At 61.7% G+C, this 18,096-nt stretch carries 15 protein-coding genes; 7 read left to right on the top strand and 8 right to left on the bottom strand.

Features of this window, described 5'->3' with window-relative positions; all coding sequences use genetic code 11:
• Positions 1-4: 4 nt before the first annotated feature.
• Positions 5-1,243, top strand: coding sequence for a hypothetical protein (locus tag HMPREF2996_RS05990; RefSeq protein WP_070730526.1), 1,239 nt, complete (start codon positions 5-7; stop codon positions 1,241-1,243).
• A 3-nt stretch (positions 1,244-1,246) separates the two neighbouring features.
• Here HMPREF2996_RS05990 and HMPREF2996_RS05985 read toward each other — a convergent pair whose 3' ends face one another.
• Positions 1,247-2,131, bottom strand: a complete 885-nt coding sequence (locus HMPREF2996_RS05985; protein WP_201828658.1) for an amidohydrolase family protein — start codon at positions 2,129-2,131, stop codon at positions 1,247-1,249.
• A 39-nt stretch (positions 2,132-2,170) separates the two neighbouring features.
• On the opposite strand from HMPREF2996_RS05985, the gene HMPREF2996_RS05980 reads away from it, so the two are divergent.
• Positions 2,171-3,391 carry a D-alanyl-D-alanine carboxypeptidase family protein gene (locus tag HMPREF2996_RS05980; protein ID WP_070730525.1) on the top strand — a complete coding sequence of 407 codons (1,221 nt, stop codon included), beginning with the start codon at positions 2,171-2,173 and terminating at the stop codon, positions 3,389-3,391.
• On the opposite strand, the gene HMPREF2996_RS05975 is transcribed toward HMPREF2996_RS05980, so the two are convergent.
• The 6 genes from HMPREF2996_RS05975 to HMPREF2996_RS05950 all read right to left on the bottom strand — a co-directional run bounded on the left by HMPREF2996_RS05975 (position 3,366) and on the right by HMPREF2996_RS05950 (position 8,742).
• Positions 3,366-4,106: an RDD family protein gene (locus HMPREF2996_RS05975; protein ID WP_070644378.1), complete on the bottom strand. Its 741-nt coding sequence runs from the start codon at positions 4,104-4,106 to the stop codon at positions 3,366-3,368. The genes HMPREF2996_RS05980 and HMPREF2996_RS05975 overlap by 26 nt on opposite strands.
• A 6-nt stretch (positions 4,107-4,112) precedes the next feature.
• On the bottom strand, positions 4,113-5,195 hold the full coding sequence (locus tag HMPREF2996_RS05970) for a YhjD/YihY/BrkB family envelope integrity protein (RefSeq protein WP_070521401.1): 1,083 nt from the start codon (positions 5,193-5,195) through the stop codon (positions 4,113-4,115).
• A 61-nt stretch (positions 5,196-5,256) separates the two neighbouring features.
• Positions 5,257-6,291, bottom strand: coding sequence for a tryptophan--tRNA ligase (gene trpS / locus HMPREF2996_RS05965; RefSeq protein ID WP_070446415.1), 1,035 nt, complete (start codon positions 6,289-6,291; stop codon positions 5,257-5,259).
• A 48-nt stretch (positions 6,292-6,339) separates the two neighbouring features.
• The gene (locus HMPREF2996_RS05960; RefSeq protein WP_049157254.1) at positions 6,340-6,531 is read right to left on the bottom strand and encodes a hypothetical protein; all 192 of its coding nucleotides are present in this window, start codon (positions 6,529-6,531) and stop codon (positions 6,340-6,342) included.
• Positions 6,532-6,596: 65 nt separating this feature from the next.
• On the bottom strand, positions 6,597-7,496 hold the full coding sequence (locus tag HMPREF2996_RS05955; protein ID WP_070730523.1) for an exodeoxyribonuclease III: 900 nt from the start codon (positions 7,494-7,496) through the stop codon (positions 6,597-6,599).
• Between the two features lie 10 nt (positions 7,497-7,506).
• Positions 7,507-8,742 carry an MFS transporter gene (locus tag HMPREF2996_RS05950; RefSeq protein WP_210398901.1) on the bottom strand — a complete coding sequence of 412 codons (1,236 nt, stop codon included), beginning with the start codon at positions 8,740-8,742 and terminating at the stop codon, positions 7,507-7,509.
• A 182-nt stretch (positions 8,743-8,924) separates the two neighbouring features.
• Here HMPREF2996_RS05950 and HMPREF2996_RS05945 point away from each other — a divergent pair, with 182 nt between their 5' ends.
• The 3 genes from HMPREF2996_RS05945 to HMPREF2996_RS05935 all read left to right on the top strand — a co-directional run bounded on the left by HMPREF2996_RS05945 (position 8,925) and on the right by HMPREF2996_RS05935 (position 14,932).
• A complete protein-coding gene (locus HMPREF2996_RS05945) occupies positions 8,925-11,108 on the top strand; it encodes an NADP-dependent isocitrate dehydrogenase (RefSeq protein ID WP_070730519.1) in 2,184 nt (727 codons plus the stop codon).
• A 366-nt stretch (positions 11,109-11,474) separates the two neighbouring features.
• Positions 11,475-12,842: a PepSY-associated TM helix domain-containing protein gene (locus tag HMPREF2996_RS05940; RefSeq protein WP_070730517.1), complete on the top strand. Its 1,368-nt coding sequence runs from the start codon at positions 11,475-11,477 to the stop codon at positions 12,840-12,842.
• Between the two features lie 47 nt (positions 12,843-12,889).
• A complete protein-coding gene (locus tag HMPREF2996_RS05935; RefSeq protein WP_070730516.1) occupies positions 12,890-14,932 on the top strand; it encodes a M3 family metallopeptidase in 2,043 nt (680 codons plus the stop codon).
• Between the two features lie 28 nt (positions 14,933-14,960).
• On the opposite strand, the gene HMPREF2996_RS05930 is transcribed toward HMPREF2996_RS05935, so the two are convergent.
• Positions 14,961-16,469 carry a SulP family inorganic anion transporter gene (locus HMPREF2996_RS05930; protein WP_070530668.1) on the bottom strand — a complete coding sequence of 503 codons (1,509 nt, stop codon included), beginning with the start codon at positions 16,467-16,469 and terminating at the stop codon, positions 14,961-14,963.
• Positions 16,470-16,590: 121 nt separating this feature from the next.
• On the opposite strand from HMPREF2996_RS05930, the gene HMPREF2996_RS05925 reads away from it, so the two are divergent.
• Together HMPREF2996_RS05925 and HMPREF2996_RS05920 are read left to right on the top strand one after the other, a co-directional pair.
• Complete coding sequence (locus HMPREF2996_RS05925) at positions 16,591-16,947, top strand: helix-turn-helix domain-containing protein (protein WP_070530670.1); 357 nt, start codon at positions 16,591-16,593, stop codon at positions 16,945-16,947.
• A gap of 85 nt (positions 16,948-17,032) precedes the next feature.
• A complete protein-coding gene (locus tag HMPREF2996_RS05920; RefSeq protein ID WP_070530672.1) occupies positions 17,033-18,061 on the top strand; it encodes an HNH endonuclease signature motif containing protein in 1,029 nt (342 codons plus the stop codon).
• Positions 18,062-18,096 lie beyond the last annotated feature (35 nt).

The raw sequence follows: 18,096 nt of genomic DNA, 5'->3' as shown, positions 1-18,096 counted from the left end.
GCCCATGAACACCCGCGCTATTGTCCCCATCAAGCTCTCCCTTTCTGAGGGCGATTTTTATACCCTATGGGCGCCAAAGTGGCGCCAGAACGGTTCCGAGTGGCAGGCCTTTCTCGGTGACGACGAATCCGTCCTGCTCTTTAACACCGAAGCCGAGATGCTCTGCTTCCTCGAATCCGGCACGAAGCACGACTTGCTCGACCACCCGAAGTGGGAAGCCTTTAATTCCCAAGCGGCGGACCGTGTCGTGCCAGAAAAGAAACGCGTCTACGACCTCATCGGCATGCCGAAGCACCTGGCCGGCCGCCCCAGCCACGAGAACGTGTCCACCGTCGCACGCTGCCTGGAGATTGCACAGGCACTAGCGGAGGTCTGCGCCGCGGAACACACCGTCATCTTCTTCGCATCGCACTCCATCCTGCGCAACCCTGCCCGCGGAGCCGATCACTACGCCGGTGAACAGGGCATGAGTGAGTGGTCCGGCGTGGGCCGCGTTATCCACAGCAACTGGCGCTCGGTCATCGAAGACCTCGACAAGGTGGTCAAGGTCGTTCCTTCCTCTGACTTCACCCAGGATGCAACCACCAACGCCGCCACCCGCATCTCCGCCGCCAGCGAAGCAGCAGAGGAAGCCCGCAAGAAGGCCGAGAAAGAGCGCAAGGCCGCCGCAGAATCCGCCGATCCTTATGACAGCTCCCCCTGGGCAGCCGCGGGCATCGACCCGGTGAAGATCACCGCCGATCAGAGGACGGTCTACACCCTGCGCACCTACCTCGACGGCAAGCCGGTTTTCTTGGGCAAGTGGGGCGAAATCTTCACCTTCCCCAGCTCCAAGGTGCTGGTGCGCTGGATCATGGAAAACGATGACCACGACCTAGCAAAGGTATCCACCTGGGAGGAAGTCGTTGCCGCAGCGAACGCTGGTGAGCTCGAGGTCACCGTTCACCCGGATAACCAGTACAGCTTCTACGGCATTGTCCGCGATATTGAAAAGGGCCCCGAATCCGTTGATACGGACCAGATGAGCCGTTGCTACGAGGTCTGCGCAGATGCCGCCGACTGGGCCGGGGATGACTCCATCAACTCCTACATGCTGCAGAACCCGCGCTTCCAGGACTACCTGGGCTACATGCTGGGTTCCACCGAGCACGCAGGCTACGTGCCCTCCAAGCCCTACACCGAGCACGCGGAGTCCTGGAAGGGCCTGGAGGAAATGCTGACGAAGCGCTTCTCCCGCTTCTAGTTTTTACTCGGAAGACTCGCTGTCTTCTTCCGCTTCGGAAGCGTTCACATCAGAAGCGTCTTCCGCGAATTCCGGATCCGCTAGCTCCTCGTAGGCGGGTAGGATTTCCTGCTCGATGAGGCGCTGGCGGTCTTCTTCACTGGCAAAAGAGTTCTCAATCGCCTTGATAGTGAGATCGAAGAACTCCTCCAGCCCATAGCCGAAGGTCTCGCTCAGGGCCAGGAAAACGTCACTGAGCTTCTCGCCTGCCACGGTGCAGGTAAAGCCAAGCTGCTGCAGCAGCGGCAGAGGATGGTCAGCCAGCTCCTCTGCGGGCAGCTCCTCCAGCGGCGCGAAGGTCAACGCGATGCGGCGATCCCGCACCCACGCGGATGCCTTGCCAGGGCGAACGCCGTCGAGATCAGCGCTGAAGTCATCGACAAGATCAGTGGCGTGCACAAGGCGTGTCGCACCCGCCTGCACAGCCACCACGGCATCCTCATAGGAGGCAACGTCCCGCTCCCACGGGATGAAATCTGCGCGGAGCTTCTCAGCCGCAGACAACTTTGTCAGCGCAGCACCAGCAACGCCTTCGCCTACATCCCAGCTATTGGCATCGCCCTCAACGAGGAGGCGAGCATCAATTCCAGGAACGTCGAGTCCTTCCCGCGCCGCAGCGAGCGCCTCGGCGGCACCGAAGGAGAAAGCACTGGGGCACAGGCGGAGCTCGGCGTAGACCACGTGGTCGCTGGCAAGCGCTTGCACAACAGCGTGGGTGGCCGCGCGGAGCTCCTCTGGGGTGGAAGCATCCGTGGGCAACGGCGCCAAGAGCGTCACCTTGGGCAGGCCGGCGAAAATCTCAGCGCCGGAGTCTTTATTTTCGGGGCTAATCAGAGGTGCGTCATGCATGAGGATCATCCTAGGACGCGGTCTAGGATTAAGCACGCTATGAAACATGTCCCCGCGATCCTCACTGCCCTCGCCTTGGCCGCGACGCCGCCCACGTTTGCAGAAGAGGAAGAGTCCTCATCGCCCACGCGCACCACCGCGCCGGATACCGACTCCTGCCCGCATTCCCTTGTTCCCGAGGAACCGACGACCACCTCTGAGAGGTTGGCACCTGGCCAGGAAGCGCCCACTCCCCTTCCCGCGGTTGAGGGCGCTGCGTGCGGTGTGACAGCCCCGCGCGGTTTTCGGGTCAATAAGGACGTTGTGGCTTCGGCGTGGATGGTTAGCGACCTGGATACTGGCGAAATCATCGCCATGAAGGATCCCAACGGGCGCTACCGCCCAGCCTCCATCATCAAAGCGCTGCTGGCGCTCGTGGTCATCGAAGAGCTTCCCCTGGACCAACGCATCACCGCCACGCTTGACGACGCCTCCGTCGAAGGCTCCGCCGTCGGCCTCGGCCCCGATGGTGTCTATACCGTGGAGCAACTTTTACAGGGTCTACTCATGGCTTCCGGCAACGACGCCGCGCACGCCCTCGCGCAGGCTGTTGGCGGGGATGAGAAGGCGCTGGAGAAAGTCAACGCGAAGGCACAGGAGATTGGCACGCGCTCGACGGTGGCGGCGAGCTACTCCGGTTTGGACGCGGCAGGCATGTCGACGTCCGCGGCGGATATCTCGTTGATCTACCGCGCGGCTTTTGCCAACGACACCTTCGCGCGCATCGTCGATACCGAGCACGTGGAGTTTCCCGGCTGGGGTGACATGCCCGGTTATGAGCTGTGGAACGACAATGGGCTCTTCCTCAACGACCCGGACGGTATTGGTGGCAAGACCGGCTATACCGAGGACGCGCACCATACCTTCGTCGGCGCGATTAATCGCGGCGGGCGCCGCCTGCAGGCGGTCCTCCTCGATACAACCGTCGAGCATGGTTTCCGCGCTTGGGAGCAGGCGCAGATGCTTCTCGACGAAGCCTCCGACGTCCGCCCCGGCGATGGCGTAGGGCTTGTGGATGATTTCGCGGCTGGACAAGAGGAGCCCTCGGAATCTGCACCAACCACCCCGGCTCCTACCACGCCGTCCACGCCCGCCACCCCGGAGGCGACTGCGGAGTCTTCATCCTTTGGGGACTCGCAGGGCTGGATTGGGTGGCTCGTGGCAGGGCTCGTCGCTCTCCTGGTCGTAGTGGTTGCTACTTTTTCACTACTTCGGCGTTAGCCATAATGTCGTGCTGGCCGCGCAGCGCATTCTTCGGACCAATCGTGGTCACCACGTACAGGGCACCAAAGAAGGCAATGAGCGGGCCGATGAGCGGCACGAGGGAGGCCACGCGCCACCAGTTGCGCTTGATGCTCTGCTGCCAGGTGAGCTTGTTGTGGGTGGTGACATCGCGCACCGTGTATCCAGCTATCAGCTTCGCCGGCGTTGCCCCAACTAGGACTTCGAAGCAGATGTAATAGGCCACCGTGATGATCCCCGAGAAACTGGTGAGCCAGACCTCATTGAGAGTGGAGTTGTATACCCCGACGCTTAGCAAGAGGGACACACCAATCGCCGCAATGACGTAGTCGATGACGGCCAAAAGCACTCGGGTGCCAGGAGTAGCGCGCGGGGCGTCCTGAACAGGCGCGGCGGGTGTGGCAGCATGATAGCTCTCGCCCCAGCGGCCGGTAGTGGCGTAGTCATCGAGCTGCGCCCACGTGAGCCGAGCACCTGATTCCATCATTTGGTCATAGCTGGCTCGGGACGAGGGCTCGCAGAGAATGCGGGCGGCAACGGCGAGTTCCTCGCGTTCGGAGTCCTCGGGGAGGTAGCCGAGGCCTTCGAGGTGGGCGTCGGCAGCCGCTAGCTGCACGCTGAGCTCGCGTGAGGTCGCGCGCGAATCCAGGGTGAAGTGCGTATAAAGGTTCGGGGCAAAAGACGCTGGTAGCATCCCGCCCTACTTTCGCCGCAGCAGGGCCCACGCACCCGCGGCGGCCGCACCAAGGGCAGCACCGGCGCCCAAGGTCACGCCCGTGTTCGGGCCCTGGCGGATCTCGTTGCGGACGCGGATGACTGCCTGATCCGGAACCGGCGGAACCAGCAGCTCGAGGGACTCCTCGGTGGTGGCTGTCCAGGCGGAGACGTAAAGCACGACGCGCCAGACCAAGTACATGACCACCATGAGGACGATCACCGGGCCAAACACGGCGCCGGCTGGGTTGCCTGCCGCGGAGGACATGATGACGGTGGACAGCTGTTTGATGGCCTCAAAGATCACAGCGCCGATAGCCGCGCCCTTCAGACCAGACTTGGTGGGCACCTTCGTGCGCGGCAGGAAAGCCACCATCCACCAGAAGACGAGGAAGTTAGCGATGAGACCGATCACGATGCCGGCGATAACCAGCACCGTTCCCATTCCTGGGAAGGACTCGATACCAACCCACTCGAAGATCTTTTGGGTCAGTCCGGAGGAGCCCGCCGCCGTCACGCCGAAGGCGATAACCATGGCCACGAGCAGGCCGATGAGCCCCAGCAGGTCGCTGAGCTTCTTGGTCACAAAGTTGCCCGGGGCGTCAGTCGGATCCTGCATCCACATCGCCGAAATGCCGATGCGCAGGTTATTCATCCAGCCGAGCCCAGACCACAGGGTGGTGAGGCCACCGATGCCGTACATCGCACCGCGCTGTTCAATCGCGGTATGGAGAAGCTCCGTAATCGAATCCCCCAGATCGCCCGACACGGCGTTCGCGATCTGCTCTTCCAGTTGTTGCATGAGATCGGGGCGATTGGCCAACACGGTGGCGATGGCTGCCACCGTGAGCATGAAGATGGGGAAGATAGCAAGAACCGAGAAATACGTAATTCCGGCCGCGAACTGGTTGCCGCCTTGGCTACCGTAGCGATCCAGCATCTTCATGATGTGGTCGATAAAACCGGACTTCTCGCGGACCTTATCTACCGCTCCCGGCTCATCGGCATAAGCACGCTCGATGCCGTAATCATCAGTCTTTTTCTCATCGGGTTGAGTCGTTGGCGCCACAGGCTTTCCCCTTTTTATGAATTACAGAATCCTCTACACAGTCTTCATCATGCTAGCCAACTCAGCCGCGACGCGCGGGGAGAAAGCCCACCGCCTCGTAGACCTTGTCCACGAGCGGGGTGGCAATCTCCGTGGCGTGCTCGGCGCCCTTGGCCAAAATACGCTCCAACTCGCCGCGGTCTTCCATGAGCTCGTCGTAGCGAGCCTTCAGCGGAGTGGTGAAAGCCTCAAGTGCTTCCGCCGTGTCCACCTTCAGGTGGCCATAGCCCTGGCCCTCGTACTTGTCCACGAGGTCCGGGATGCTCTCGCCAGTCAGCGCGGACTGAATGGCCAGCAGGTTGGACACACCGGGCTGCTTCTCGCGGTCAAAGGCCACCACGCCAAGGTCATCGGTCACCGCGGACTTGATGCGCTTGGCGGAGGTCTTGGGAGCATCGAGCAGGTTTACGATGCCCTTCGGGTTAGCACCCGACTTCGACATCTTGGCCGTTGGCTCCTGCAGGTCATAAATCTTGGCCGAACCTTCCGGAATGAAGGCCTCCGGCACACGGAAGACCTCGCCGTACTTGTTGTTGAAGCGCTCCGCCAGGTTGCGGGTGAGCTCAAGGTGCTGGCGCTGATCCTCCCCCACCGGCACATAGTGCGGGGAATACAGGAGGATATCCGCGGCCATCAGGACGGGATAGGTAAATAGGCCCACGGACGTGCGGTCCTGGCCCTGTTTGAGGGACTTGTCCTTGAACTGGGTCATGCGGGAAGCCTCACCGAAGCCGGTCAGGCACTGCAAAACCCACGTCAGCTCCGCGTGTGCGGGGACGTGGGATTGTACGAAGAGGGTGGATTTCGCCGGGTCAATGCCCAATGCGATGAGCTGCGCGGCGCCCGCCACGGTGCGGTGGCGCAGCTCCTCCGGGTTCTGCTCCACTGTGATGGCGTGCAGGTCCGGGATGAAGTAAAAAGCCTCGTGGGAGTCTTGCAGGTCAATCCACTGCTTGAGCGCTCCAAGGTAGTTACCCAGGTGGTAGGAGTCCGCCGTGGGCTGAATGCCAGAGAGGACTCGAGAAGCGGAGGTCGATGCAGAAGTGGAGTCAGTCATGGTTGATCACTCTACTCTGCCGCCTCCGCCGGGGAGGCGCTGCGTCGATTAAATCTTGCGGGAGGTCGGGCTAATAACGTCCATCATGACGGCAAAACCGGCCACCATGAACGCGCCGCCAACACCCTGGAGGACGATCGGGCCAAGGAAGGCAAAGGACGGTCCGACGATGGTCCACCACCAGATACCCAGGGCAAGCAGAATAGCGCCGAGGACAAAGTAGATGATTGCGCGGGTCATGAGCATCTCCTGCGAAATAGAAAAGGACGTTAAGACGGGATTATCGTACCACTACTTGGTGTGGGCTACTTGTACTCCACCAGAAGCGGAGAGTGATCGGACCAGCGCTCCTCCACCGTCGGCGCCTTCTCCACCCACGTGCGCTGCGCGCGCTCCAGCATGGCCTTCGTGGCAGCCTGATAGTCAATGCGCCACCCGGCGTCGTTGTTGAAAGCCTGGCCGCGGTAGGTCCACCAGGTATAGGGCCCCTCGGCCTCCGGGTGCAGGCGCCTGGCGACGTCAAACCACTGCGGATCCTTGGCCGCCTTCCAGGCGGTCTTGGTCTCGTAGTCCACCACGCCGAGCCAGTCCCCAAGCCCCTTCTTCTCCTGGGGCTCATCATCCGGGAAAGAGCCAAAAACGCGGTCCATGAAGGCTCGCTCCTCCGGCAAGTGTCCGGACTTCTTCTCGTTGGGCTTGTTGTTCTTCAAGTCCTGGGCGCGGTGGCAGATGTTCCAATCACCGCCGATAACAGACTCCGGATACGTCGCTGCCATCTCATCCAAAACTTCAGAGAATTCATCCAAGAAAAGGTACTTCTCATCCTGCTTCGGGGAATCAGTATCGCCGGAGGGCAGATACAAAGAGGCCACGCGCACGCCTTCCACGGTGGCGGCGATGAAGCGGCCGGATTCGGCGAAGGAGCCGAAGCCCACGGAGACGTCGCCAAGCGCGTGCTTCGATAGGATTCCCACACCCGCGCGGCCCTTGGCGGCGGATTCGGCCTGCACCAGGTTCCATCCGGCCTCCAGGGCTGGGGCCAGGGCCTTCTGGGTCTGCTCGGGGTTGGCGCGCACCTCCTGCATGAGGACGACGTCGGCCGGCGTGGTCTCCAACCACGCGTTCATACCCGGGTTGTTCTCATTGCGCTGTTTGCAGGCCGCGCGGATGCCGTTAACGTTGACGGAGGCGATGGTGAAACTCATGCCGGCCAGTCTAACTCTGTTCAATAATCTTCACGGAAGGGGCTAGGCGGCGCTTGTCCCACATGGTGATAACCCAGGTGATGCAGCCGGCCACCGCCAACCCCGCACCAGCGAGGGCGGTGGAGTTATAGGAATAACCTGCGCCCACGACCGCACCGCCGATAGCCGCGCCCGCCGCATTGGCGATGTTGAGGGCGGACTGGTTCAACGCCGCCGCGAGGGTCTGCGCATCCCCCGCCACGTTCACCAAGCGCAACTGCAGGGAAGGAACGAGGATGGAGCCGAAGAAGGCCAAGACACCAAAGGCAATCGTGCCCGCCCACGCGTTGTGCGCCAGGAAGTAGAAGGCCACGGACACACCGACCATGCAGATGAGAGCAAAGATGATGCCAAATTCCAGGTTTCGGTCCGCCAGCGCACCGCCAGCAACGTTGCCGACAGTCATACCGATGCCATAGGCCATGAGCACAATCCAGGTGTGGTTCGGGTCCATACCGGCGACCTCCGTCATGGTCCACGTGATGTAGGTGTAGACGGCGAACATGCCGCCAAAGCCGACGGTGCCGAGGAATACGGTGAGCAGAACCTGGCTGTTCTTCAGCGCGCCGAGCTCGGTGAACATATCCGTTTCCGGCATACGCGTCATGTGCGGGAAGAGAAAAAAGAGCAGCACCATCGTTAAGGCTGCAAGGACCACGACTAAGTAGTACGCCGAATGCCAGCCCAGTCCCTGGCCCAACGCTTGGGCTGCCGGGACACCGATCACGGTGGCAACGGAAAGCCCCATGCCCACCATCGACATGGCAAACCCTTGCTTGCCCGGTGGGGCCATCGAGGCCGCCGCCAGATTAGCTACGGAAAAGTATGCGCCATGCGGCAGACCCGCAATGAAGCGCGCCACCAGCAGAACACCGTAGTTCGGGGCCAGGGCCGTCAGCAGGTTACCCACGAGTAGAAAGCCTATGAGCAGGATAATCAGTCGGCGGCGTGGAAGTTTGCCCGTGAGCGCCGCAATCACTGGCGCGCCCACGACGACACCAAGCGCATAGACGGAGATAACCACCGACGCCGTGTCTTCCGTAATACCGAAATCATCCGCGATGAGTGGCAGCAGGCCCATCGAGGTGAACTCGGTGGTGCCGATGGCGAAGGCACCCAGCGCCATGGCGATCATCACGATGGTGCGGCGCGTCGCGGAGATTTCCGTCTGGCGCGGGACGGGACGGCGTTGGATACTGGTATTCATCGGTTTCACGGGGGCAGACCTTAGTACTTCCCCTCCCGAGCTCGTAAGTCCAGCCGGAAAGGCTGTGCCAAGTACACAGACCCCTCCCGCGGGTGGCGCGAGTCACAGGGGGACCGGCACCGCGAGAAAATAAGACAGGTATCCTGTGAGGTTGAACAGTTTTCAACTTCTTTAGGAGAACCATGGCAAAGATTATCTGGACCCGTACCGACGAGGCGCCGTTGCTGGCGACCTACTCCTTCAAGCCCGTCGTGGAGGCCTTCGCGTCCACCGCAGGCATCGAGGTGGAAACCCGCGACATTTCCCTAGCCGGCCGCATCCTGGCCCAGTTCCCGGAGCGCCTTGGTGACAAGAAGGTCTCCGATGCCCTGGCTGAGCTCGGCGAGCTGGCCAAGACGCCGGAAGCCAACATCATTAAGCTGCCGAACATCTCCGCTTCCCTGGTGCAGCTGAAGAAGGCCATCGCTGAGCTGCAGGCAGCCGGTTTTGATCTCCCGGAGTACGAAGAGGCTCAGGAGAAGTACGACGCCGTCAAGGGCTCCGCTGTGAACCCGGTTCTGCGTGAGGGCAACTCCGACCGCCGCGCCCCGATTGCAGTCAAGAACTTTGCTAAGAAGAACCCGCACAAGATGGGCGCGTGGTCCGCTGATTCCAAGACCAACGTGGCCACCATGGACGCTAACGACTTCCGCCACAACGAGAAGTCCGTCATCATGCCGGAGGAGGACACCCTCTCCATCGTTCTGAAGACCGCCGAGGGCGAGCAGCCCCTGCTGGAGAAGCTGCCGGTCCTCAAGGGCGAGGTCATCGACGGCACCTTCATGTCCGCCAAGGCACTCGACGAGTTCCTCAAGGCTCAGGTTGCCCGTGCCAAGGAAGAGGGCGTGCTCTTCTCCGCTCACCTCAAGGCCACCATGATGAAGGTGTCTGACCCCATCATCTTCGGCCATGTCGTCCGCGCTTTCTTCGCTGATGTCTTTGAGAAGTACGGCGAGGAGCTCGAGGCTGCTGGCCTCAACGGCGAGAACGGCCTGGGCGCTATCTACGAGGGTCTGGACAAGCTCGAGAACGGTGCTGAGATCAAGGCTGCCTTCGACGACGCGCTTGTCGACGGTCCGGACCTCGCCATGGTCAACTCCCACAAGGGTATTACCAACCTGCACGTTCCGTCCGACGTCATCATCGATGCCTCCATGCCGGCTATGATCCGCACCTCCGGCCACATGTGGAACAAGAACGACGAGGAGCAGGACACCCTCGCCGTCATCCCGGATTCCTCCTACGCCGGCGTTTACCAGGCAGTCATCGAGGACTGCAAGGCTAACGGCGCCTACGATCCGACCACCATGGGTACCGTCCCGAACGTCGGCCTCATGGCACAGAAGGCTGAGGAGTACGGCTCCCACAACAAGACCTTCAAGGTGCCGGCTGCCGGCACCGTTGAGGTCCGCAACTCCAAGGGTGAGGCCCTTATCTCCCACGACGTGGAGGAGGGCGACATCTGGCGCGCTTGCCAGACCAAGGACGCCCCGATCCAGGACTGGGTCAAGCTGGCCGTCAACCGTGCTCGCCTGTCCGGCATGAAGGCCATCTTCTGGCTCGACCCGGAGCGCGGCCACGACGCCAACCTCATCGAGCTGGTCAACAAGTACCTGCAGGACCACGACACCGAGGGTCTCGACATCTCCATCGAGGATCCGGTCACCGCGACCAAGATCTCCGTCGAGCGCATCCGCAAGGGCGAGGACACCATCTCGGTCACCGGCAACGTTCTGCGTGACTACAACACCGACCTCTTCCCCATCCTCGAGCTAGGCACCTCCGCAAAGATGCTGTCTGTGGTTCCGCTCATGGCTGGCGGTGGCCTGTTCGAGACCGGTGCCGGCGGCTCCGCTCCGAAGCACGTCCAGCAGGTCCAGGAGGAGAACCACTTGCGCTGGGATTCCCTCGGTGAGTTCCTGGCTCTGGCTGAGTCCTTCCGCCACGAGCACAACACCAACGGCAACGCCAAGGCAGGTGTCCTGGCCGCAGCGTTGGACAAGGCCACCGAGACCCTGCTGGATGAGGGCAAGTCCCCGTCCCGCAAGGTCGGCGAGAACGACAACCGCGGCTCCCACTTCTTCCTGACCCTTAACTGGGCCAAGGAGCTGGCTGCACAGACCGACGACGCCGAGCTGGCCGAGGCTTTCAAGCCAGTTGCTGAGTCCCTCGAGGCCAAGGCAGGCGAGATTGAGCAGGCGCTTCTCGACGTCCAAGGCTCCCCCGTCGACCTCGGCGGCTACTACGCCCCGAACGAGGAGAAGCTAGCCGAGGTCATGCGCCCAGTCGCTGCCTTCAACGACATCATTGATGGCCTGAAGAAGTAATTCGGCGCTAGGCACTTAACAAAAGACCGCTTCGTCTCCTCCCTGGAGTTCGAGGCGGTCTTTTCTTGCTTCATTAACCACAAACAGGCCTAAACAGCACTCCGCGACGCTATTTTTACCCGTTGAGCTGCGAGAGCTTTTTCTTGACTGATTCTTGCTTCTCGCGCCTTATCTCGCGGGGTTTTCATCCTGTTCACACCGAGGACCCCAATTAGTTAAAAAGATGTTCATTCTTCGGGAACTGGGGAGCCACCGCCTCCGACTAGTAGTGCAGTTGATATCAGCGCCTGTCCATCGCCCTTTGCTGAGCGCCCCGCGAACGTTCAGCAGGGGCCTTCACCAAAGACACTGAAAAGAGCACTACCTATGAGTCGGACGGCTCTGCGATCTTTCATTCAGCGCATTCACTTTTATGGCGGTATGTTCGTCGGCCCCTTCATCCTCGTTGCGGCATTGACTGGCTGCCTCTATGCCATGGCACCCACCCTGGAGAAGGTGGTGTACCACGACGTCATGTCCGTTCCGGCGGTCGAGCGCCCCGTGAGCTTGGAAGAACAAATCCAGGCCGCACAGCACGAGCACCCAGACATGCCTGTGTCCCAAGTCTGGCCAGCAACCAACCCCACGGATTCCACGCGCGTGTTGGTGTCTGATGACAGTATCGATGAAAGCCTCCAGCGCACCGTCTTCATCAATCCGGCCAACGCCGAGGTCATCGGGGACTACCCCACCTACTCCGGCCTGGGCGAGATGCCGCTGCGCCGCTGGATTTCCTCCCTGCACGAAAGCTTCCACTTGGGCAAGGTCGGTGAGCTCTACTCAGAGTTGGCCGCCTCCTGGCTATGGGTCATGGCCTGCGGCGGTCTTTATATGTGGTGGATTCGCCGCCGCCCGAAGAACAAGGCAACCGGGAACGCCGCTCAGCAGCCGAAGCGCTCTGCCCGCTGGAAGGCCACCCGTCTGCATTCCACCGTCGGCGCCTGGATCTTCATTGGTCTGCTTGGTCTCTCTGCCACCGGTATCACGTGGTCGGGACTGGCCGGCGACAACGTTGATTCCCTAGTGGAGCGCATGCAGTGGAAGGCCACCCCCATCGAGACTGCCCTCCCCGGCACCACCGCTGAAACGCATGAGCACACCATGCATGAAGGTCATGAAGGGCATGGGGTTGGAGGGGCATCGTCAAGCACGAACATAGCTGCCGAGGCCGAGCGCGTCTTCGCCACCGGCCGCGCCGAGGGACTCACCGGCCCGCTACGTATGTACCCACCGGAGGACGCCCACTCCGCCTGGCAGGTCAGCGAACGCTGGGTGGAATGGCGCACCACCTCCGATGCAATTTCGGTAGATGGCGCCACCGGCGACGTCATCGACCGCCAGCCTTTCTCCAGCCTGCCGCTGTTTAGCAAGCTCAGCAGCTGGGGCATCTACCTGCACATGGGCATCATGTTCGGGCTGCCATTGCAGATTGCGCTACTCACGCTGGGTCTCGCCACCGCCGCTCTCGTGGTGCTGGGGTACTACATGTGGTGGAAACGTCGCCCACGCTTCCTCCCGACTGCCCACTTCTCCTGGGCCACCACAGGACTGGGCGCGCTTTTCGCGGCCACCGTGGGCGTCTTCCTGCCGCTCTTAGGAATCACCTTGGCGGCGTTCCTGGTTCTCGACATCGTCCTGGTGTACCGTGCCACCACTCCACGCGGGGAACGCACGCCAGTCCTCATGGGCTCATAGTGAAAGCCATCACATAGGGCGGAGCTTATTAGGTACGGTGGTTTCTTATGACTAACCCACTACTGACCCCCTCTACGCTGCCCTATCAGCTCCCGCCGTTTGCGGAGATCAAGGTAGAGCACTACCGCCCCGCTTTCGACGAAGCACTCGCGCTTCACGACGCCGAGATCGCCTCCATCACCGACAACCCCGCCGCGCCTACGTGGGAAAACACCGTGGAGGCGCTCGAGCGATCCGGCCAGGACCTCGACCGCGTCATGGCGGTCTTCGGCAACCTCTCCGGTACGGATGTCACCGAGGAGATGGAGGAGATCGCCGCCGACATCTACCCGCGCCTGTCCGCGCACTACGACGCGATGTACCAGAACGAGGTTCTCTACGCGCGCATCAAGGAGGCGACGCCGCCTGCCGACGACGCGGAAGGCCAGCGCCTCCACGACCACCTCCTGCGCACCTTTGCCCGCAAGGGTGCCGATCTCGATGCGACTGGCAAGGCCCGCCTGTCTGAGATCAACCAGCGCCTTTCTGCACTGTCGGAGGAATTTGGCCGCAACCTCATGGCATCTACCCGCGAGCGCGCGGTCTCCTTCACCGAGGAGGAACTCGAAGGCCTGCCCGCCGAGCGCATCGCTTCCGCCAAAGCCGACGCTGAGGCGCTTGGCCGCGAGGGCTATGCCATCCCGCTGGAGCTGCCGACCGTGCAATCGGAGCTAAGCCGCCTGGCGCGGGAGGATGCGAGGGGGAGGTTGTATGGGGCGTCGGCAAGCAGGGGCTCCGAGAACAACATCCCGGGGCTCATCGAGGCCGTCCAACTGCGCGCTGAGCGCGCCGAACTGCTGGGCTTTGCCACGCATGCCGACTACGTCATCGCCGAGGAAACCGCCGCGACTGCCGACGCTGCCCGCACCATGCTCTTCGACCTCTCCCCCGCCGCCGCGGCCAATGCCGAAGGCGAGCAGAAGCTCCTCGCTGAAGAGGCTGAGCTCAACAGCCAGGGATTCACCGCCGCCGACTGGCCCTACTGGGAATCCAAGGTCCGCGCCCGCGACTTCTCCCTCGACGAGGAGGAGCTGCGCAAGTACTTCCCGCTGGACCAGGTCCTAGAGAAGGGCGTCTTTGCCGCCGCCGAACGTCTCTACGGCATCACCGTTATCCCGCGCGATGACCTCGAGGGCTACGCGGAGGGGGTTCGCGTGTGGGAGGTGCGGGACGGTTCCGTCCCGCACGGGGAAAAGGACTCGCACGGGATCGGTCTCCTCCTCACCGACTACTTCGGGCGCCCCACCAAGCGCGGCGGCGCATGGATGAGCGAGTTCGTGGGGCAGTCCCGACTGCTGGAGCGCAAGCCGGTCATCGTCAACGTCATGGGCATCACCAAGCCCGCCGACGGCTCCCAACCGCTGCTGAGCATGGATGAGGTCCGCACCGTCTTCCACGAATTCGGTCACGCCCTGCACGGTCTGCTTTCCGACGTCCGCTACCCCACCTTCGCCGGCACCAACGTGCCGCGTGACTGGGTGGAATTCCCTTCGCAGATCAACGAGAACTGGGCACTGGATAAGAACTTGGTCAAGGAGTACGCCCGCCACGTGGAGACGGGCGAACCTATTCCGGACGAGCTTCTCGACGCCATCTCCGCCGCCTCCGAGTTCGGCCAGGGATTCGCCACCTCGGAGTATCTGGGGGCGTCGATCATCGACCTCGCGTGGCATTCCCTGAGCGCGTCGGAGGCCGCCGAGTTGGAAGCTACACCGGAGGCCATCGCCGAGTTCGAGGCCGAGGCCCTGCGCGCGGCCGGGCTAGACAACGAGCTCATTGCGCCGCGCTATCGCTCGACCTACTTCAACCACATCTTCGCCGGTGGCTACTCCGCGGGCTACTACTCCTATCTCTGGGCCGAGGCCCTCGATGCCGATGGTTTCGAGTGGTTCAAGGAGCAAACCGACCTTCGCGAGGCCGGCCAAAAGTTCCGCGATGTCATCCTGTCGAAGGGCGCATCCCGCGACTTCACGGAGGCTTACCGCGAGTTCCGCGGCCGCGACAAGGACGTTGCGCCGCTGCTCAAGCGCCGCGGCCTCGCCGGTGCCTAGTTCCCCGATGCCTAGTTCCCCGATGGCACTAGTGCCCACCATCAAGGCGTCCGGTGAGCTGCTCCAAGCGATGCCGGCTCGGGCCGTTTAAGCCGACGATGTCCACGGTCTTGCCCTTTTCGTGGAACTTGCTAGTAATGCCGTCCAAGGTAGCAACCGTGGAAGCATCCCACACCTCGGCACCGGTGAGGTCGATGACAATGTGCTCAGCCTCATCGGTGTAATCAAATTGGTACACCAAGTCATTCGACGACGCCCAGAAAAGCTGTCCGTGCAGCTGGTAGGACCGTACACCGTCGACAAGCTCGGAAGCATCCACTCGCACCAAATGAGCCACGCGGCGGGCAAAGCTCACCATCGCTGCCAGCACACCGAGCACTACGCCGACCGCCAGGTTATGCGTCACCAACGTGCCAGCCATGGTCACCAGCATCACCACGGTTTCCGACAGCGGCATAAATTTTAGCGTGCGCGGGTGCACTGAGTGCCAGTCCACGGTGCCTACCGAAACCATGATCATGATGGCTACCAGCGCTGCCATTGGGATCTGGCCAACAATGTCCCCCAACGCCAAGATGAGAACTAGTAGGAAAGAACCGGCAACCAGCGTGGACAAGCGTGTGCGCGCCCCGGACTCGCGGACATTGATCATGGTCTGGCCAATCATCGCGCAGCCTCCCATTCCCCCGAACAGTCCGGTAGCGATGTTCGACACGCCTTGTCCCCAGCTTTCACGGGTTTTGTTGGAGTGGGTATCCGTGATGTCGTCGACAAGCTTGGCAGTCATCAGCGATTCCATCAACCCCACCACGGCCACTGCCAGCGCATACGGCGCAATAATCTTGACGGTCTCCAGATTTAGCGGCACGTTCGGCCAGAACAGCGCCGGCAGCGAAGTCGGTAGATCGCCCATATCGCGCACGCGCGGAACATTAAGGCCCGCCAGAACCACCGCAGCTGTCAACACAACAATCGTCACCAGTGGAGCTGGCACCGCAGCAGTAATCTTGGGAAAGCCCACCATGATGCCGAGCCCCACGACGACGAGAACATAGACCATCCACGGCACATCGATAAGGTGCTCCAACTGTGCTGTAAATATGAGAATACCCAGCGCATTGACAAACCCCAGCATCACGGAGCGTGGGATAAAGCGTTGCAGCTTGGGCACGCCCAACAGCGCGAGCACAATCTGAAGCACCCCGCCCAGCATGACTGTGGCCACGAGATAATCCAGGCCGTGGTCTTGTGCCACCGGTGCCACTACAAGGGCGATAGCACCAGTTGCTGCGGAAATCATTGCCGGGCGGCCGCCAGTAAAGGCAATCACCACAGCCATAATCACGGAAGAGAACAAACCCACCGCCGGGCTCACCCCGGCGAGGATGGAAAACGCAATCGCCTCCGGAATCAGCGCCAAGGCAACGGCTAGTCCGGCCAACACCTCGATGCGCAGTCGCGTAGCTGAGGAAAAGGCATAGCGGAAGGAGGCCACAACACCCATGGGCGCTTCAGTGACCGTGGTAGTTTCAGTCATAGCAATCCTGTCGTTCGTATCCCCCGAGCTTAACCCTCAAGTAGCTTTAGGGTTTTGGACTTGCATAACTTTAACCGCTGCATAGGCGCGCGACAAAACATGGTCCCTAAGGAGGAAAGCCATGGCTGAATCTGGCTACAAAATCGGCGAGATAGCCGAGCGCACCGGCATTTCACTACCCACATTGCGCCACTACGACTCCGTCGGGCTAGTCTCTCCCTCTCACCGCAGCCCCGGAGGCTTCCGTCTGTACAGCGAAGAGGATCTGCACCGCATTTTGCTAGTCCGCCGCATGAAGCCGCTGGGGTTTTCGCTGGAAGATATGCGCTCATTTCTTGAGGCCGCTAATTCTTCCACGCCGGCTGCGCGCGAGACTGTCGCTCGCGTCCAACTGGAGGCACGTACGCGCTACGAGAAGCTGTCCAAGCAGCTGGCGTATGCCGAAGAGTTCCTCGATATAGTGAACAACTTGGCTTAGCACCCCCGAGAAGTTATCCACAGATTTCGTGGCGGGCGGGAGCTCGCCCTTGTTGGCAGGGTGCGGCGCTTTTACTCTGAGGTTCATGAGAGTTCAGACGTTCTTCGCCGCCCTCGGCCGCGCCATTGACCTGGTGGCCGAGTGCGCGGGCCTGTCTGAATCTGACTTAGTGTCTTTCGGAGCCACGTCTGCCGACGCCACCGTGTTCCTCTCCCTCCACCACACCTACTTCGGGCACACCTCTTCGACGAAGAAGCAGCGCACGGCGGTTGAAGCCGCCCGCCGGCGCGGGCACGGGCTGGTGACCTTGCAGCTTATCGAGCACTTCGTTGCCAAAGTCCGGGACCATAACAAAGCGTGGGATTTGCGGGTAGAGCTGTGCCAGACCAGCGCGGAGCTGGTGGAAAAGGTAGCGCGCAAGAGACTGCGTCAGATGCGCAAGCCCCGCACGTATGCCGAGCGTGCCAAGCTCACCCAGCACGGCAATGGCCTGGCCACCCTCACGGTAACTGCGGACTCGCTGCAGCTGACCGGTGTCTTTGAAGGCATCGACCAGGAACGCCCCGGCGAGAGTTTCTTGGAGAATCTGGAGGGCGGTGGCGTCAAAACTGAGGTTGCCACCATGGCGGTCCTGCAGCTCGATGACTACGCAGAGCTGCTCAAGGGCAATACCGACAAGGATGGCGAAGAATTCATCGTCCGCACAACAAGTGGCGCGACGATGACCGGCTCGCAGCTAGTGGAGCGCGCTCTGCTGGACAAGGGAGTTATTGTGGCGGTCAGCCGCGAGCATGGCCCACTCGATGTGTTTCGTTTCCAGCGCTTCGCCACGGCCAAACAACGCCTCGCCCTAGCTGCGGAGAACCCGTGCTGTGCGTGGGAGGGCTGCAAAGTTCCCTTTGAGAAGTGCCAAATCCACCACATCAAAGCCTGGGCCCGCGGCGGGCCCACCAACATCCTCAACCTGGTGCCGCTGTGTCCGTACCATAACGGCGTCAACGACGATGACCCCGATGCCCCGCCCTCACGTGGCCGCATGGATCGCATCGGCGGGCGGACGGCATGGATTCCACCTTATGACGCCGCTCCGGTCTTCACCAGCGCCTTCAACTAACACTTCAACTAAACCTTCCGCGAAGGCATTCCGCC

Origin of the sequence: Corynebacterium sp. HMSC066C02 (assembly GCF_001814945.1) — a bacterium.
Taxonomy (GTDB): domain Bacteria; phylum Actinomycetota; class Actinomycetes; order Mycobacteriales; family Mycobacteriaceae; genus Corynebacterium; species Corynebacterium aurimucosum.
The sequence above is the reverse complement of the archived record's forward strand: the minus strand, read 5'-3'. Positions and strand labels throughout refer to the sequence as shown.

Bases quoted from the DNA above. Each gene is read 5' to 3' on its own strand.
- HMPREF2996_RS05990 (WP_070730526.1), top strand. From the start codon at position 5: ATGAACACCCGCGCTATTGTCCCCATCAAGCTCTCCCTTTCTGAGGGC.
- HMPREF2996_RS05985 (WP_201828658.1), bottom strand. From the start codon at position 2,131: ATGCATGACGCACCTCTGATTAGCCCCGAAAATAAAGACTCCGGCGCT.
- HMPREF2996_RS05980 (WP_070730525.1), top strand. From the start codon at position 2,171: ATGAAACATGTCCCCGCGATCCTCACTGCCCTCGCCTTGGCCGCGACG.
- HMPREF2996_RS05975 (WP_070644378.1), bottom strand. From the start codon at position 4,106: ATGCTACCAGCGTCTTTTGCCCCGAACCTTTATACGCACTTCACCCTG.
- trpS (WP_070446415.1), bottom strand. From the start codon at position 6,291: ATGACTGACTCCACTTCTGCATCGACCTCCGCTTCTCGAGTCCTCTCT.
- HMPREF2996_RS05960 (WP_049157254.1), bottom strand. From the start codon at position 6,531: ATGACCCGCGCAATCATCTACTTTGTCCTCGGCGCTATTCTGCTTGCC.
- HMPREF2996_RS05955 (WP_070730523.1), bottom strand. From the start codon at position 7,496: ATGAGTTTCACCATCGCCTCCGTCAACGTTAACGGCATCCGCGCGGCC.
- HMPREF2996_RS05950 (WP_210398901.1), bottom strand. From the start codon at position 8,742: ATGAATACCAGTATCCAACGCCGTCCCGTCCCGCGCCAGACGGAAATC.
- HMPREF2996_RS05945 (WP_070730519.1), top strand. From the start codon at position 8,925: ATGGCAAAGATTATCTGGACCCGTACCGACGAGGCGCCGTTGCTGGCG.
- HMPREF2996_RS05940 (WP_070730517.1), top strand. From the start codon at position 11,475: ATGAGTCGGACGGCTCTGCGATCTTTCATTCAGCGCATTCACTTTTAT.
- HMPREF2996_RS05935 (WP_070730516.1), top strand. From the start codon at position 12,890: ATGACTAACCCACTACTGACCCCCTCTACGCTGCCCTATCAGCTCCCG.
- HMPREF2996_RS05930 (WP_070530668.1), bottom strand. From the start codon at position 16,469: ATGACTGAAACTACCACGGTCACTGAAGCGCCCATGGGTGTTGTGGCC.
- HMPREF2996_RS05925 (WP_070530670.1), top strand. From the start codon at position 16,591: ATGGCTGAATCTGGCTACAAAATCGGCGAGATAGCCGAGCGCACCGGC.
- HMPREF2996_RS05920 (WP_070530672.1), top strand. From the start codon at position 17,033: ATGAGAGTTCAGACGTTCTTCGCCGCCCTCGGCCGCGCCATTGACCTG.